The sequence below is a fragment of the Massilia agri genome (assembly GCF_024753255.1).
Taxonomy (GTDB): domain Bacteria; phylum Pseudomonadota; class Gammaproteobacteria; order Burkholderiales; family Burkholderiaceae_D; genus Telluria; species Telluria agri.
Genome location: NZ_JANUHA010000034.1, coordinates 1 through 15,865, shown reverse-complemented (window position 1 = coordinate 15,865; position 15,865 = coordinate 1). Strand labels below are relative to the sequence as shown.

Annotated in this window: 16 protein-coding genes; 9 read left to right on the top strand and 7 right to left on the bottom strand. The window is 66.4% G+C overall.

The genetic code is table 11. The annotated features are described in order from the left end of the window. The 3 genes from NX780_RS24820 to NX780_RS24810 all read right to left on the bottom strand — a co-directional run. A partial coding sequence (locus NX780_RS24820) for a MerR family DNA-binding transcriptional regulator (RefSeq protein WP_258830565.1) occupies window positions 1-394 on the bottom strand: 394 nt, incomplete at its 3' end. 60 nt (window positions 395-454) lie between these two features. Next, the gene (locus tag NX780_RS24815) at window positions 455-946 is read right to left on the bottom strand and encodes a YciI family protein (protein WP_258830564.1); all 492 of its coding nucleotides are present in this window, start codon (window positions 944-946) and stop codon (window positions 455-457) included. Window positions 947-1,015: 69 nt separating this feature from the next. Next, complete coding sequence (locus NX780_RS24810; RefSeq protein ID WP_258830563.1) at window positions 1,016-1,948, bottom strand: AraC family transcriptional regulator; 933 nt, start codon at window positions 1,946-1,948, stop codon at window positions 1,016-1,018. Between the two features lie 87 nt (window positions 1,949-2,035). Here NX780_RS24810 and NX780_RS24805 point away from each other — a divergent pair, with 87 nt between their 5' ends. Then, the gene (locus NX780_RS24805) at window positions 2,036-3,478 is read left to right on the top strand and encodes a cytochrome P450 (RefSeq protein WP_258830562.1); all 1,443 of its coding nucleotides are present in this window, start codon (window positions 2,036-2,038) and stop codon (window positions 3,476-3,478) included. 112 nt (window positions 3,479-3,590) lie between these two features. Here NX780_RS24805 and NX780_RS24800 read toward each other — a convergent pair whose 3' ends face one another. The 3 genes from NX780_RS24800 to NX780_RS24790 form a co-directional block, all read right to left on the bottom strand. Then, the gene (locus tag NX780_RS24800; RefSeq protein WP_258830561.1) at window positions 3,591-7,748 is read right to left on the bottom strand and encodes a CheR family methyltransferase; all 4,158 of its coding nucleotides are present in this window, start codon (window positions 7,746-7,748) and stop codon (window positions 3,591-3,593) included. Window positions 7,749-7,871: 123 nt separating this feature from the next. Then, a complete protein-coding gene (locus NX780_RS24795; RefSeq protein WP_258830560.1) occupies window positions 7,872-8,447 on the bottom strand; it encodes a gamma-glutamylcyclotransferase in 576 nt (191 codons plus the stop codon). Window positions 8,448-8,469: 22 nt separating this feature from the next. After that, the gene (locus NX780_RS24790) at window positions 8,470-9,369 is read right to left on the bottom strand and encodes a LysR family transcriptional regulator (RefSeq protein WP_258830559.1); all 900 of its coding nucleotides are present in this window, start codon (window positions 9,367-9,369) and stop codon (window positions 8,470-8,472) included. A 95-nt stretch (window positions 9,370-9,464) separates the two neighbouring features. On the opposite strand from NX780_RS24790, the gene NX780_RS24785 reads away from it, so the two are divergent. Further along, on the top strand, window positions 9,465-10,490 hold the full coding sequence (locus NX780_RS24785; protein WP_258830558.1) for a fumarylacetoacetate hydrolase family protein: 1,026 nt from the start codon (window positions 9,465-9,467) through the stop codon (window positions 10,488-10,490). Continuing rightward, window positions 10,487-11,131, top strand: a complete 645-nt coding sequence (gene maiA / locus NX780_RS24780; protein WP_258830557.1) for a maleylacetoacetate isomerase — start codon at window positions 10,487-10,489, stop codon at window positions 11,129-11,131. The genes NX780_RS24785 and maiA overlap by 4 nt, the downstream gene beginning before the upstream one ends. Window positions 11,132-11,180: 49 nt before the next feature. On the opposite strand, the gene NX780_RS24775 is transcribed toward maiA, so the two are convergent. Continuing rightward, window positions 11,181-11,627, bottom strand: a complete 447-nt coding sequence (locus NX780_RS24775) for a CBS domain-containing protein (RefSeq protein ID WP_258830556.1) — start codon at window positions 11,625-11,627, stop codon at window positions 11,181-11,183. 136 nt (window positions 11,628-11,763) lie between these two features. On the opposite strand from NX780_RS24775, the gene NX780_RS24770 reads away from it, so the two are divergent. The 6 genes from NX780_RS24770 to hscB all read left to right on the top strand — a co-directional run bounded on the left by NX780_RS24770 (window position 11,764) and on the right by hscB (window position 15,752). Continuing rightward, window positions 11,764-12,534, top strand: a complete 771-nt coding sequence (locus NX780_RS24770; protein WP_258830555.1) for a uracil-DNA glycosylase family protein — start codon at window positions 11,764-11,766, stop codon at window positions 12,532-12,534. Window positions 12,535-12,709: 175 nt separating this feature from the next. Then, window positions 12,710-13,204 (top strand): Fe-S cluster assembly transcriptional regulator IscR, encoded by a 495-nt coding sequence (gene iscR, locus NX780_RS24765; RefSeq protein WP_258830554.1) that lies wholly within the window; start codon window positions 12,710-12,712, stop codon window positions 13,202-13,204. After that, complete coding sequence (locus tag NX780_RS24760) at window positions 13,204-14,460, top strand: IscS subfamily cysteine desulfurase (RefSeq protein ID WP_258830553.1); 1,257 nt, start codon at window positions 13,204-13,206, stop codon at window positions 14,458-14,460. Before iscR ends, NX780_RS24760 begins: the two co-directional genes overlap by 1 nt. A gap of 27 nt (window positions 14,461-14,487) precedes the next feature. Then, window positions 14,488-14,877 (top strand): Fe-S cluster assembly scaffold IscU, encoded by a 390-nt coding sequence (gene iscU / locus NX780_RS24755; protein ID WP_036213867.1) that lies wholly within the window; start codon window positions 14,488-14,490, stop codon window positions 14,875-14,877. A 30-nt stretch (window positions 14,878-14,907) separates the two neighbouring features. Beyond that, entirely contained in the window at window positions 14,908-15,231 is a 324-nt protein-coding gene (iscA, locus tag NX780_RS24750) for an iron-sulfur cluster assembly protein IscA (protein WP_227798954.1), read from the top strand. A gap of 5 nt (window positions 15,232-15,236) precedes the next feature. Beyond that, window positions 15,237-15,752 carry a Fe-S protein assembly co-chaperone HscB gene (gene hscB / locus NX780_RS24745; protein ID WP_258830552.1) on the top strand — a complete coding sequence of 172 codons (516 nt, stop codon included), beginning with the start codon at window positions 15,237-15,239 and terminating at the stop codon, window positions 15,750-15,752. The last annotated feature ends 113 nt before the right edge of the window (window positions 15,753-15,865 follow it).

Below are 15,865 nucleotides of genomic sequence, written 5' to 3'. Positions count from 1 at the left end.
ATGTCGCCACTTCGTCGCGCCCGATCGCATCCATCAAGGCCACAAAGCGCTTGCGCGCGAAATTGAGGCCACCCCCAACTTCTTCGATAAATTCCACCCCAGCCAGGCCGCGCGCGGCCGTGAACTGCTCGAGCGTGCGACGCTGGTTGGCCAGGTCAGGGCGTTGGACGGCGCTCGACACCCGGCAGTAGGCCACGATGCGCCGCGGCGCGCCCGGCGATGGCAGGTGCAGGAACCCGCGCAGCTGGCTCTCGGTATAACGCCGGCGGTTGCTGGTGGTGCGCGCCGCCGGGACAAGCCGTCCCTCGCGCTCCCAGCGCTGCAGCGTCTTGACCGTGATTCCCAGCAGCCTGGCAGCGTGTCCAATTCCTAATGTGGTTTCCATGGTCATCATTCGACACTTCTGCGCACATTAAGTTCGACTAGAGTCTAGCTCCTGATCCCGAGAATTCGCTTACTTGGCTGGAGCAGCCGATTTCGGCTTCTCGATCTTCCCGTGCACCTCATTGACCATCATGAGCGCCGCCGAGCTGAAGAACTTGTGGTACTCCGCCACCATCTCGCCGCTCTGGATGACCGGGTCGGTCGCCACCCAGGTCCTGGCTTCGTCGATATCCGCGGTGGCCAGGATGAAGATTCCGCGCCGGTCTTCCTTGCCGTCCAGCGGCCCGGCGACCGCCAGCTTGCCTTCGAAGGCCAGGCGGCCCATGTTCGCGAAGTGTCCTTCGAAGATCCGCGCCCGCTCCGCCTTGTCGGTGGCCTTCTTCGGCCCGGTCTTGAGGATGACCAGCACATAGCTGCGCATGCCGTGCTCGTCCGCGCCGAGCGACTTCGCCAGGGCCGGGTCGTACACCGGCGCCGGCTTGGCGACACGCGTCTCCGCGTGCGCTGCACCGCCCGCCAGCACGAGGCCCGCACACAGCATACTCAAGATCGTTTTGGACATTTCCGTTCTCCTATAGTGAGCGCACTCCCAGTGCGCTTTATCGTTATAAACATGCTGCGGCGATGCCGCTCAGACCCACAGCCGGTAGATCCAGAACGACTCGTCCTCGACGTAGCGCTGCGCGAACTCGGTCGGCGAAAAGCCACAGATTTCCTTGGCCACGCGGCTCATGTGGGCCTGGTCCGAGAAGCCTTCGTCCAGCGCCAGCGTCGCCCAGTCGAAGGGCTGGCCGTTCTCGTAACGCTCGCGTGCGGCAAAGAACATCCCCTCGGTACGGACCAGCGCCTGCCACTGGCGCAGCGAGCGCCCGCTGAAGGACTTGATGCGCCGTTCCACCTGGCGCGTGCTGTGGGTATTGCGCCATTCGTGGGCGCGCAGGGCCAGCCTGTCGACCCAGTGGCGGCCGAACTGGCGCAGCGATGGACGTTCCGAGCTGCGCCCCTGCAGCGTGCGCCAGCGTGGACCGAGGTGCTGCTCCAGCACCTTCAGCGAAGCCGCATCGTCGGGCGCCGCGAGCAGCGCTTCGCACATCGGCCGCCACTCGGGGCCCAGCACATCCTGCGCGGGCACGAAGCGGTCCTGCACGGCGCCGAGGTCCAGTCCAAACAATGCCTGGGCGGCGTCCGGCGCGAAGCAGGCCATGTAGCCGCGGCCACTGTTCGGCGACCAGGTGACGAGCGGGGCCGACTGGCTGCCCGACAGCATCACACGCGCCACGAGACGCTGCCATCCATGGCGCGCGTGGACCAGGCCCGGTTCCACCTCGTGGTACCAGGACAGGGTCACGATGGGCGAGGCCGGAAAATGCGAGAGCCGCTGCGCGTCCGAAAGGACGACGTGCGAGGTATCGCGGCTGACCATGGCCAGCATCGCGCCCTGCAGCGCGGGCGGCGCCAGTACCAGGCGGTCGATGGGCTGCTTACCCGCCTCGCATGCGCGCGGCCCGCGGGCGTGTCGGTCGGGGCAGGCGGGCAGGAGCAAAGCTGGATGATCGGGCACCATGGTCTTGCAGTATAGGCAAGCGCCGACCGTCTGTCGATGTCGTTTGGGTTCAAGACGCACCGGCGGAGGTGGGGAAGAATGTGTCGCATGACTACCTCGACCTCTCCCCAATGCCCCTTCCACGGCGGCCAGCCGCCCGTCCCGTCCGGCGAGACGCCGGCCATCCAGCCGCGCGGCGCCTGGCCGCCCGGACCAAAGGTGCGCCTGACCGGCTGGAGCCTGCTGGCGCGCATGGCGCGCGACATGCCGGCCGCATTGCGCGCCTGGCGCGCCGAGTACGGCGACCTGGTCCACCTGCGCATGTGGCCGGAACGCGAGCTGGTCGTGGCCGATCCCGCGCTGGTGCGCGAGCTGCTGGTCCAGCACCACGACGCCCTGGTGCGCTGGGAGCGCGGCATCGAGGTGTTCTCCCAGGTCCAGGGCCACAGCGTGCTGGTCGCGGAGGGCGCCGCCTGGAGCGCGAAGCGCCAGGCCCTGCAGCCCGAGTTCGCGCCGCGTCCGGTGAAGGCCTTTGTCGGCACCATCGCCGCGGCGGCGAGCAGGGCGCTGGACGCCTGGCAGGCCGGCGCGCCGGGGCGGCCGCGGGTAGAAGCCATCGATAGCGCGCTGACCGCGCTCACCATGGACGTCATCATGCGCATGATGTTCTCGAGCGAGATCGGCATTGATGCCCGCAGGGCGGAAGGCGCGGTGCACGAGGCGCTGGTGATGGCCAACCGCGAGATGTTCTGGCCGGCGAGCTGGCCCGACTGGATGCCCTGGAATGGCCGCAAGCGTGCGGTGAAGGCCACCCTGGCCGAGCTGGTCACGCGCCAGGTCGAGGCGCGCCTGGCGATGCCGGTCGAGGCCTGGCCGGCGGACATGCTGGCGCGCCTCCTGCACCTGCACCGGCAGCAGCCCGCCGCCTGGCCCCTGCGTGCGGTGGTCGACGAATGCATGACCGCCTTCCTGGCCGGCCACGAGACCACCGCCGTCACCCTGGCCTGGTGGGCCTGGTGCATGGCGTCCAACCCGGAGGCGCAGGACGCGGCGCGGCGCGAGGTGGACGGGGTGCTGGAGGGCAGGGCGCCACTGGAGGCCGACCTGCCGCGCCTGGGCTACCTCGCGCAGACGCTCAACGAAACGATGCGCCTCTACCCGGCCGCCCCGATCCTCATGAGCCGGCGCTCGACCCGCGAGATCGTGCTGGGCGGCTGGACGGTGCCGAAGCGGACCATGTTCATGATTCCGGTCTTCCTGCTGCACGAGGATGCGCGCGTCTTTCCGGAACCGCAGGCCTTCCGGCCGGAGCGGTTTGCGCCGGATGCGCCGCCGATCCCGCGCGGGGCCGTCATGCCCTTCGGGGCGGGGCCGCGGGTGTGCCTGGGGCAGCACCTGGCAATGGCGGAGCTGACGGTCGTGGCGGCGATGGTGCTGCAGCGCTTTAACTTGTCGGTGCCGGAAGGGGAGAAGGCGCCGGAGCCGGTATTGAACATTTCGCTGCGGCCGAAGGATGGATTGCGAGTGGGGATCGAGCGCAGGAACTTGTAGGGTGGTCGGCTTCGCCGACCGCGCGTGCAACTCCCGCGTGAACGGATGCGGCGCATGCTGTTCGCGCACTGTCTGAACGCGCGGTCGGCAGAGCCGACCACCCTACGAAACATCAGCTGGTCTGCTTTTCGTGGCGGTCCGGCAGCAGGTCCTGGATGATCGCGTTCAGCCGGTCCACCGACACCGGCTTGCCCAGGTGCGCCGAGTAACCGGCCGCGCGTGCGTTGGCGATGTCGGTGTCGCGCCGCATGCTGGTGATCGCGATCGCCGGCAGCCTGGCGTACTTCGGCAGCGCGTGGACCCGGCGCAGGAATTCGTAGCCGTCGACCTCGGGCATCGAGATGTCCGAGATCAGGAGGTCCACGTCCTCGCGGCCCAGCACGTCCAGGCCCTGCTGGGCGCTGGTGGCCTCGAACACGGTGGCGCCGGTGGTTTCGAGCAGCGACTTGAATACCTGCAGCATGTCTTCCTGGTCGTCCACCAGCAGGATGCGCAGGCCGGCCAGGCTGTCCTCTTCGCCGCCGTGCGCGCCCGGCAGCGCCGCCGCGGCGCGGTCCAGCACCGGCAGCCAGAAGCTGAAGCGGGCGCCCTTGCCGATGCCTTCCGAGAAGGCTTCAACCCGGCCGCCGTGCAGGCAGACGATCTCGCGCACCAGGGCCAGGCCGATGCCCAGGCCGCCGCGCGAGCGCGTGGTCACCGAGGCGCTCTGGCCGTACATGTCGAAGACCCGCGGCAGGAAGGAGGGGGCGATGCCCTGGCCGTCGTCGACCACGTCGATCCGCGCGAAGCCTTCCTCGCGTCCCAGGCGCACCTTGACGTGGCCTCCGGGCGAGGTGAACTTGAGCGCGTTGCTCAGGAGGTTCATCACGACCTGTTCGATGCGCACCACGTCGGCCAGCACCGGCACGCCGGCCATGCTGCCTTCGAAGGCGATGGCGATGTCGCGCGCCGCCGGGTCGCTGCGCGCCACGTCGACGATGCCCTGCAGGACCGCGTCGAGCGCGACCGGGGCCATGGTCAGGGATAGCTTGCCGGTGCGCACGCGCGACATGTCCATCAGGTCGTCGATGATCTTCGCCTGCGTCATGACGGAATTGCGGATGATCGAGGCGGCGCGCATGAAGGCGGGGGACTGCCGCAGTTCGGGCATGCGCGACAGCAGCTCCACGTTAATGTGGATCATGTTGAGCGGATGGCGCAGCTCGTGCGACATCACGGACAGGAACTCGTCCTTGAGCGCGCTCGCGCTTTCGGCGTCGGAGCGGTCCGCCGTCTCGCGGGTGAGCGCCTGTTCGCGCTCGTCGTCATGGCGGGCGCGCCCCGTGACGTCGCGGGCGATCTTGGCGTAGCCATAGAAGTCGCCGTTGCGCAGCGGGGTGGTGACGCCGCTGCAGAAGAAGCGCGAGCCGTCCTTGCGCAGGTGCCAGCGCTCGTCCTCGGCGCGGCCGTCCTCGCGCGCGCGGCGCAGTTCGCCCTCGGGTACGCCGCTGGCGATATCCTCGGGCACGAACAGGCGGTGCAGGGTCTCGCCCTGCATTTCCTCGGCGCTGAAGCCGAACACCGTCTCGGCGCCCTTGTTCCAGCTGGTGACGCGGCCTTCCTCGTCCATCGTGATGATGGCGTAGTCGTTGGCGCTCTCGGCCACCATCTGCATGCGCGCCTCGCTGGCGCGCGCCTGCTCCTCGGCGCGGCGGCGCAGCGTGATGTCGAAGAAGGTCATCACCGCGCCTTCGATGCGATCCTCGTTGGTCCGGTAGGGCAGCAGGCGCACGATGTAGTAGCGGCCGTCGTTGCTGCGCACCTCGCGCTCGACCAGGCGCAGGGTGTCGAAGGTGGCGGAGACGTCTTCGGCCAGCTGGTCGTAGTCGAGCTTGTGGGTCAGGTCGAGCAGGGAGCGGCCGACGTCGGACGCGATGATCGAGAACAGGTCGGCCGCGCGCGGCGTGAAGCGCTTGATGCGCAGGCCGCTGTCGACGAAGATGGTGGCGATGTCGGTCGAGGCGATCAGGTTGTTCAGGTCGTCATTGGCCTTGCCGGTTTCCTCGACCTTGACCTTGAGCTCGAAGTTGACGGTGACGAGTTCTTCGTTCACCGACTGCAGCTCTTCCTTGCTGGTTTCCAGCTCCTCGGTGGCCGAGCGCAGTTCCTCGTTGATGGCCTGCAGCTCTTCGTTCGAGGCGCGCAGCTCCTCGGTCGAGATCTCGGAATTCTCGATGGTCTCCTGCAACTGCTCGCGCTTGCGCTGCAGCTCGGCCTCGAGCTGGGCCAGCACCACGTCGTGGCTGCCGTCCGGGCGCGCCACCGGCGGCGCATCGGGCGTGCGCTCGACCCTGTTGAAGATGACCACCAGGAGGTCGGTCTCGGATTCCTCGTCGCGGAAGGGCCGCACCGACATCGCAATCGTGCCGAGGTCCGTGGCTTCGGTGATCTCGATCGGCCGGCACTCGGCCACCGTGTCCTGGTGGACCGCCTGGTACATGGCCGAGCGCAGTTCCATGCGCAGCTCCGGCAGCACCAGCGACAGCAGGTTGCGCGAGGGCTCGCCGCCACCCATGCGCAGGTAGCTGCCGGCCTGTTCCGACATATGCACCAGGTTGCCCTCGCGGTCGATCACGACCGAGGGCGGCGCGAACTTCGCCAGCGCGCGCTGGTGCAGTTCGGCATAGGTCGACTGGCGCTTGCCCGGCAGCTTGGGACGGCTGATCTCGGGCAGGCGCGAGCCGTAAATGGCCGAGGACGGGGTCTGGTAGTGCGTGGCGCGGCCGCCGCCACGGGCGCGGTAGATGCGGTTCTTCTTGTCGACCGGGATGAAGTAGTCCGACACCGATTCGGCCGACTCGGAGCTGCCCAGGAACAGGTAGCCGCCAGGCTTGAGCGCGAAGTGGAAGGTCTGCAGCACGCGCAGCTGGACGTCGCGGTTCAGGTAGATCAGCAGATTCCGGCAGCTGATCAGGTCGAGCCGCGAGAAGGGCGGGTCGCGCAGCAGGTTGTGCGAGGCGAACAGGATGCGGTCGCGCAGCGATTTGCGGGTCCGGTAGCGGTCGTCGTCCTTGTTGAAGTACTGGCGCAGGCGCGTCGGCGTCACGTCGGTGATGATCGAGGCGGGATAGCTGCCTGCGCGCGCCGTGTCGATCGCATGGTCGTCGATGTCGGACGCGAAGACCTGGAAGGCCGGCGGGTGTTCCGACAGCGCGGCCTGGTCGGCCATCAGCATCGCCAGCGAATACGCTTCCTCGCCGGTGGCGCAGGCCGCGACCCAGGCGCGCACCTCGTCGGTCGGACCCTTGTCCTTGAACAGCTCGGGGATCACGTCGCGTTCGAGCGACTCGAAGGCTTCGCGGTCGCGGAAGAAGTTGGTGACCCCGATCAGCATGTCGTCGAGCAGGGCCTTGTACTCGTTGGCGTCGGACTCGAGCACGTCGCGGTATTCGGGCAGGGTGTGCACCTGGCGCACCTGCATGCGCCGCTCGATGCGGCGCAGCACCGTGGCGCGCTTGTAGTGGCGGAAGTCGTGGCCGGTGTGGGCCAGCAGTGCGGTGATGATGTCCTGTAGCGCATCCTCGGCGGCGGCGATCTCGGCCGGCGTCGCCACGTGCTCGATCGGCGCTTCGGCGTCGCCCGGCGGCGGCAGGCGGATGATCTTGGCGTTGTTCCACAGGTCGATCAGCTTCTGTGGTATGTCGACCACGGGCAGGATGAAGTCGACCGCACCGGTGCGCAGGGCCGCCACCGGCATGCCGTCGTGCTCGGCGTCGCCCGGGGCCTGCACGATGGTGAGGCCGCCCTGTTCCTTGACCCGCGACAGGCCGACCGCGCCGTCCGAACCGGTGCCCGACAGGACGATGGCCACGGCGCGCTCGCGGTGCACGTGGGCGAGCGTGCGGAAGAACAGGTCGATCGCGACGTGCTGGCCGCGCGGCCGCTCCAGTTGGTCGACCAGCAGCAGGCCGTCCATCATCGACAGGTGCATGTTCGGTGCGATCACGTAGATGTGGCCGGCCTCGATCTGCACCGTGCTGGTGACCTGAACCACCGGCATGCGCGTGACGCGCTGCAGGATCTCGGCGGCCGAGCTCGGATGCTTGGGCGAGAGATGGAGGATGACCACGAAGGCCATCTCGTTTACCACCGGCATGTTCTCGAACAGCGTCAACAGCGCAGGCAGGCCGCCGGCGGAGGCGCCGATGCCGACCACCGGGAAGTGCAGGGTGCTCGGGACGACCCCGGGCGGGGTGGGCAGGGCTTCGGAGGTGACGACAGGATCGGACATCGCTTGAATTATGGTTTTCGGATGAACCGCCAGTGTATTGGATTCCCTCGACCAATGGAGCAAGCTATTGAAAAAAATGAATCACAATGTCGAGGCATATCCGGCCCGCCCGCGTGAGCTTTCTCAGCGCGCCGCGCCGGTGAAGGCTTGCAGGTGGCGTTCGATCGCCTCCACGTGCGCGTCCCGCTTGCCGAGTTCGCGCAGGGCGCGCGCCAGCTCGAGCAGGTATTCGCTGTTCGGGCCGCTCGGGCCGCGCGCCATGGAAATCTGGCGCGCGATGTCTTCCTCGCTGGCCGGGCCGAGGAAGGCGGCATTCTCGTCGGTGGCGATGTAGACGATGCCTTCCGCCGTGCCGCCGTCTTCGAAGCGCATCTCGGTGGCCAGGCGCAGGTAGCCGTTCTTCTCGCGGTGGTCGAGGTGGGCGAATTCCTCCGGGGTGACCAGGTAGGCCATGCCGTGGCAGACCGCGCCCTCGTCCGGGACCAGGGTGACGACGCGTCCCGGAGCCTCCTGGGTGCCGCGGTGATCGTGCGAGCCCTGGTAGAAGCGGCGGCTCCAGCCGGTGATGGAGGCGGGACGGCGCTCGAGGAAGGGGAAGTCGGCCTTGAAGATCAGGGAACCATAGCCGAACAGCCAGACGCTTGCATGGCGGTCGAAACGGTCCATCAGGCGGTTGATTTCGATGGTATTCAAAGACATGGCGGCGATTGTAACGCGGCCCTTATGAGTTTGCCCGGCGCGCGAACTCGTCCAGGAAAGCCATGAAGCTCTCGGCAGCCGGCGACAGCGAACGGCCCTGGCGGGTATAGGTGAAGAAGCGGCGGCTGAGCACCGGTTCTTCCAGCGGGCGCATCACCAGGCCGTAGAGCGTCACCAGGGGCGCGGCGTAGGGCATGCAGACCGTCACGCCCAGGCCGGCGGCAGCCATGGCCAGGGCGGTGGTCATGAAGGTGACCTCGTTGGCCGGCTTGAGCGGCGCCTCGCGCAGGGCGCCCTGGACCTCGTCGAGCAGGCGCTCGGTGAACTGGCCCTGCAGGGAAATGAGGGGGAAGCGCGCCACGTCCTGCCAGGTCACGCGCGCCTGGCGCTCGAGTTCATGGTCCTTGGGGAAGACCAGGGCGAAGGGCATTTCGAACAAGGGACGGGCGTCGAGGGGCGGCGCGGGTTCGCGCTCGGGGCCGATGCCCAGGTCCGCCTCGCCCGACAGCACCCTTGCGATCACGCCTTCCACCGCCGTGTCCTTCAGGCGCACCTCGATGTCCGGATGCCGGGCGCGGTAGGCGGCGATCGCCTCCGGGAGCAGGGTGCAGGACAGCAGCTGGGGCGCGGCGATGCGCACGATGCCTTTTTTCAGGCTCGTATGGTCGGCCACGTTCGCCAGCGCACCGTCGAGGTCGTCGATCATCTGGCTGAATAGGGGGTAGAGCTCCTTGCCGATGTCGGTCAGGGTGATGCGGCGGGTGCTGCGGTCGATGACCTTGGCCTCCAGCGTCTGTTCCAGCTCCTTGATCAAACCGGACAAGGCGGACTGCGTCACGTGCAGGTTCTGGGCGGCGAGCGTAAAGTTACCCGTCTTGGCGACGGCAACGAAGGCGCGCATCTGCCTGAGGGTGGGATTCATAAGATAGTCTGATAAATCGAGCGGAAAATACTGTTTGTATGATAGTTCGATTTGGATTGTAATGGCGAAAAGCATTCAACCTTGAAGGAAACGCAATGAAACTCGCCACACTCAAGTCCGGCGGCCGCGACGGTACCCTGGTCGTCGTCAGCCGCGACCTGGTCACCTGCCAGGCCGTGCCCAAGATCGCCCGCACCCTGCAATGCGCGCTGGATAACTGGGATGAGGTCGCGCCGCAGCTGAAGAAGATCTACGAACGCCTGAACGCCGGCACCGCCGACAAGGCCGAGTCCTTCATCGAGGAAGAGTGCCATTCGCCGCTGCCGCGCGCCTACCAGTGGTGCGACGGCTCGGCCTACATCAACCACGTCGAGTTGGTGCGCAAGGCGCGCAATGCCGAGGTGCCGGAATCCTTCTATACCGATCCGCTGATGTACCAGGGCGGCTCGGATTCCTTCGTCGGCCCCTGCGATCCGATCGCGGTGCTGGACGAAGCCTGGGGCGTGGACCTGGAAGCCGAGGTGGCGGTCGTCACCGGCGACGTGCCGATGGGCGCCAGCGTCGAGGAAGCGGCGCAGGCGATCCGCCTCGTGATGCTGGTGAACGACGTCTCGCTGCGCAACCTGATCCCGAACGAGCTGGCCAAGGGCTTCGGATTCTACCAGTCCAAGCCGGCCAGCGCCTTCTCGCCGGTGGCCGTGACCCCGGATGAACTGGGCGATGCGTGGAAAGACGCGAAACTGCACCTGCCGCTGCAGGTCACGCTCAACGACCAGCCCTTCGGCCGCCCGAATGCGGGCGAAGACATGACCTTCAGCTTCGCCCAGCTGGTCGCGCATGCGGCCAAAACCCGCGAGCTGGGCGCGGGCAGCATCATCGGCTCGGGAACGGTGTCGAACAAGCAGGGCAGCCTGCACGGCTCCAGCATCGCCAACGGCGGCGTCGGCTACTGCTGCCTGGCCGAGGTGCGCATGTACGAAACGATCGAGCAGGGCAAGCCGGTGACGCCATTCCTGAGCTATGGCGACACCGTGCGCATCGAGATGGTGGACGAGAGTGGTGCGAGCATTTTCGGCGCGATCGACCAGGAGGTCGCGCGCTATCATCGGAGGACGACGTGAAACTGTTTACCTATTTCCGCAGCTCGGCCGCTTACCGGGTGCGGATTGCACTGAACCTGAAAGGGCTCGGCTATGACGCCGTGCCCGTGCACCTGCTGCGCGACGGCGGCCAGCACCTGGCGGATGAATACCGCGCCATCAACCCGAGCGGCCTGGTGCCGACCTTCCAGGACGACGCCATCACGCTGACCCAGTCGATGGCCATCCTCGAGTACCTGGAGGAAGCCTATCCGGACGTGCCGCTGCTGCCGAAAGGCGCGGTGGCGCGCGCCCACGTGCGCGAGCTGGCCCAGATCATCGCCTGCGACATCCACCCGGTGAACAACCTGCGCGTGCTGAAGTACCTGGTCAAGCAGCTGGGGCAGGATGAGCAGGCCAAGACGGACTGGTACCGCCATTGGGTCATCGAGGGCTTCCAGTCGCTGGAAGCCCACCTGGCGCGCCACCTGGACACCGGCACTTTCTGCTATGGCCATTCTCCGACCATCGCGGACTGCTTCCTGGTGCCGCAGGTGTTCAATGCGCAGCGCTTCGATATCGACGTGACGGCCTACCCGACCATTTCGCGCATCAACGACATGTGCGTGGATTTGCCGGCCTTTAAGGCGGCGCATCCGGCGCAGCAGCCGGATGCGGAATAAGTTGTAAATCACGGTGAGCAATGCCGGCGGCATTGTTCACTGCCTGCATTCAGTGCCGGGTTTCCGACCGGTCCGGTTCCGACGGCGACGAGATCTCATCCAGCGCATCCTCGGCCGCCCCGTGCGTCTTGGTCGCGATGTCCCCCAGCGACACGATCCCCACCAGCTGCTTCGACTGCTCGTCGATCACCGGCACGCGCCGGATCTGCACGTCGCCCATCTTGTCCAGCACCTCGTCGAGATCCTGGTTGCTGTAGCAGGTGCGCACGTCGGTGCTCATCACGTCGCCCACGAAAGTCTGGTCCGGCGACTGTCCGGCCGCCACCGAGCGCACGGTGATGTCGCGGTCGGTGATCATGCCGACCAGCTTGGCCCCGTCGCAGACGGGAATGGCGCCGACGTTCAGCTCGTCCATGAGCTGGGCGGCGCGCTGGACGGTTTCCTGCGGCGAGATGGTGCGCACATCGGGTGTCATCACTTCACGAATGGTTTGCATGATTCCTCCTGCTGAGTCGGTAGAAAGCCCGCACGCGGGCGACCCGAAAATCATGCCTTGAATCCGCGAAGGCGGACGCTAGATTGACCTTGGGAATGCCGCTACAATCCGGCTCCCTGCGACTTGCCGATCCGCCATGCCACTTCATACGATTCCCCAGCCCATCCTCGATGCGCTCGACCGCGCCGACGCCTCCTGGCGCCCCATCCTGGAAGCCGGCCTGCAGGCCGTTGCCGCCGCCGACCCCGCCTACCTCGCGGGGCTGGCCGTCGACGATTACCTGCCGACGGGCGGACGCATCTTCGCCGCCTTCGCCCAGCCGCTCGAGCGGGTACGCCACGTGCTGGTGGGGGAGGGGCCGTATCCGCGCGCGGAGAGCGCGACGGGCGTCTGCTTCATGGATGGGGCGGTGGGCGAGCTGTGGAGCGAGACCGGGCTGTCGAAGCCGGTCAACCGCGCCACTTCGCTGCGCAACTTCATGAAGATGCTGCTGGTGGCCGATGGCCGGCTGCAGGCCGACGATACGGGCGGCGCGGCGCTGGCGCCGATCGCGAAGAGCGCGCGCATCGACGGCTCGATCCAGACCCTGGCGCAGTTGCAGGACAACCTGCACGCGGAAGGCTTCCTGTTGCTGAACGCGGCGCTGGTGTTTCGCAAGCATGTGGCGCCGGTGGTGGATGCTCGCGGCTGGCTACCTTTCCTGAGGACGGTGCTGGCGGCGCTGGCGGAGCGTCCCGAGCCGCCCACCTTGGTGCTATGGGGAAAGATCGCCGAGCAGCTGGCGAAGCTGCCGGAGACGGCGCGGCTGCCGCAGATCCAGGCCGAGCATCCCTACAACCTGTCCTTCATCCGGCACACGGGGATGCAGGCGCTGTTCGGACCGATGAAATTGTTGCGGATGCGATAAGGCTTTGCCCGGCCCGCCAAAATCGCGGGTCCCAAGACAAGGTCTCTGGATTTTGGTATACTTGACTAAATCAATCGGGTAATCAGGTTATTTACAAAGCGCATACAAGAGGTGAATTGTTGCGCTGCACTGATTACTTGAAGAAGTGCAATATTTTACATGAACCGGGGTTGTGATGCGTCTGACCACCAAAGGCCGTTTTGCTGTTACTGCGATGATCGATCTCGCCCTGCGCCAGGGTAATGGTCCCGTCACGCTGTCGGGCATCAGCCAGCGCCAGGCCATTTCGCTGTCTTACCTTGAACAACTGTTCGGCAAGCTGCGTCGCCACGAGATCGTCGAATCGATCCGCGGCCCCGGCGGCGGCTACAGCCTGGCCCGGCCGGCTGACCGGGTGACGGTGGCCGACATCATCATCGCGGTCGACGAGCCGCTCGATGCCACCCAGTGTGGCGGCAAAGAAAATTGTCACGGCGCCGATGCTGCTTCCGGCACCCGTTGCATGACCCACGAACTGTGGACCACGCTGAACGCCAAGATGGTCGACTACCTCGATTCGGTCACCTTGCAGGACCTGGTCGACCAGCAGAAGCAGAAAGAACAGAACGTCGTCGTCGTGCACCGCACCGCCGGCGCCGCCAACGCGAAAATTGAAACCGGAGTGAACTGATGAACGCGCCCTTGGACAAAAAAATCGAGCAGAGCTTCGTGACTGCGCCGCATTTCCCGATCTACATGGACTACTCGGCGACCACCCCGGTCGATCCGCGCGTGGCCGACAAGATGATCCCCTACCTGCGCGAGCAGTTCGGCAATCCGGCGTCGCGCAGCCACATGTACGGCTGGACCGCCGAAGCCGCCGTCGAGGAAGCGCGCGCCAATGTCGCCGCCATCGTCGGCGCCGACCCGCGCGAGATCATCTGGACCTCGGGCGCGACCGAGTCGAACAACCTGGCCCTGAAGGGCGCCGCCCAGTTCTACAAGACCAAGGGCAAGCACATCATCACGGTCAAGACCGAGCACAAGTCGGTGCTGGACACGGTGCGCGAGCTGGAGCGCGTCGGTTTCGAAGCGACCTACCTCGAGCCGCAGGACAACGGCCTCATCACCATCGAGCAGCTGGAAGCGGCGATCCGCCCGGACACCATCCTGGTCTCGGTCATGCTGGTCAATAACGAGATCGGCGTCATCCAGCCGATCGACGAGATCGGCGCGCTGTGCCGCTCGAAGGGCATCATCTTCCACTGCGACGCGGCCCAGGCCGTCGGCAAGGTCCACATCAACCTGGAAACCTCCAAGGTCGACCTGATGACCTTCACCGCACACAAGGTCTACGGCCCGAAAGGCGTGGGCGCCCTGTACGTGCGCCGCAAGCCGCGCGTGCGCCTGGAAGCGCAGATGCACGGCGGCGGCCACGAGCGCGGCCTGCGTTCGGGCACGCTGCCGACCCACCAGATCGTCGGCATGGGCGAAGCCTTCCGCATCGCGAAAGAAGAGATGGACGCCGAACTGGTGAAGGTGAAGGCGCTGCGCGACCGCCTGGCCAAGGGCCTGCTGGAGATCGAAGAGGTCTACATCAACGGCGACATGGACCACCGCGTGCCGCACAACCTGAACGTCTCGTTCAACTACGTCGAGGGCGAGTCGCTGATCATGGCGATCAAGGACATCGCCGTGTCGTCCGGTTCGGCCTGCACCTCGGCCTCGCTGGAACCGTCCTACGTGCTGCGCGCCCTGGGCCGCAGCGACGAACTGGCGCACAGCTCGATCCGCTTCACCATCGGCCGCTTCACGACCGAGGAAGACATCGACTTCACCATCGAACTGCTGAAGTCGAAGGTCGGCAAACTGCGCGAACTGTCGCCGCTGTGGGACATGTTCAAGGAAGGGATCGATCTGAACTCGATCCAATGGGCAGCCCACTAATCATTACGGAATTCTAGGAGCACTACCATGGCATATTCGGACAAAGTACTGGACCACTACGAAAACCCGCGCAACGTTGGCGCCTTCGACAAGGGCGACGATGCGATCGGCACCGGCATGGTCGGCGCGCCGGCCTGCGGCGACGTGATGAAGCTGCAGATCAAGGTCAACGACCAGGGCCTGATCGAAGACGCGAAGTTCAAGACCTACGGCTGCGGCTCGGCGATCGCATCGAGCTCGCTGGTGACCGAGTGGGTCAAGGGCAAGTCGCTGGACGAAGCACTGGCGATCAAGAACACCCAGATCGCCGAGGAGCTGGCGCTGCCGCCGGTGAAGATCCACTGCTCGATCCTCGCCGAAGACGCGATCAAGGCCGCCGTGGCCGACTACAAAGCCAAGCACGCTGAGAAGGCGTAAGAAGTTAGTAACCAAGCTGGAGAAACCGCAATGGCAATCACCCTGACTGAAAAAGCCGCGAAGCACGTCAACCGTTACCTCGAACGCCGGGGCAAGGGCATCGGCTTGCGCTTCGGTGTGCGCACGACCGGCTGCTCCGGCCTGGCTTACAAGCTCGAGTACGTCGACGATGCGAGCGCCGAAGACAACGTGTTCGAATCGCATGGCGTGAAGGTCTTCGTCGACCCGAAGAGCCTGCCCTATATCGACGGCACCGAACTGGACTTCGCCCGCGAAGGCCTGAACGAAGGCTTCCGCTTCAACAACCCGAACGTCAAGGACAACTGCGGCTGCGGCGAAAGCTTCCGCATCTGACCGGAATGCAGAACCACTTCGAGCTGTTCCAGCTTCCAGCCACGTTCGCCGTCGACCAGGAAAAACTGGACGCGGCCTACCGCGACGTCCAGGGGCGCGTGCACCCGGACCGCTTCGTGAACGCCACCGACGCCGAGAAGCGCGTCGCCATGCAGTGGGCGACCCGCGCCAACGAGGCTTATGCAACCCTGCGCAACCCGCAGAAGCGCGCCCAGTACCTCTGCGAGATCAACGGCGTCGACCTGCAGACCGAGTCCAACACCGCGATGCCGGCCGCCTTCCTGATGCAGCAGATGGAATGGCGCGAGGCGCTCGAGGACGCGCGCGATACCAAGGATGCCGCCGCCCTCGACGGAATCGACGCCGAGCTGCGCCGCGAGCGCAAGGGCATGCTCGAGAAGGTCGGCAAGCAGCTCGACGCCGCCGATTACCACGGCGCTGCCCAGACCGTGCGCGCGATGATGTTCCTCGATAAGTTCGGGGAAGAGGTACAGTACGCGTTCGAAGCGTTGGACGCGTAATGATGTTCGTATGATGGCCGGGGGGGGGGGGGGGGGGGGGGGGGGGGGGGGGGGGGGGGGGCGCGCGGCGCGCCCCCCCCCCCCCCCCCCCCCGGCCACGCCCCCCCCCCCCC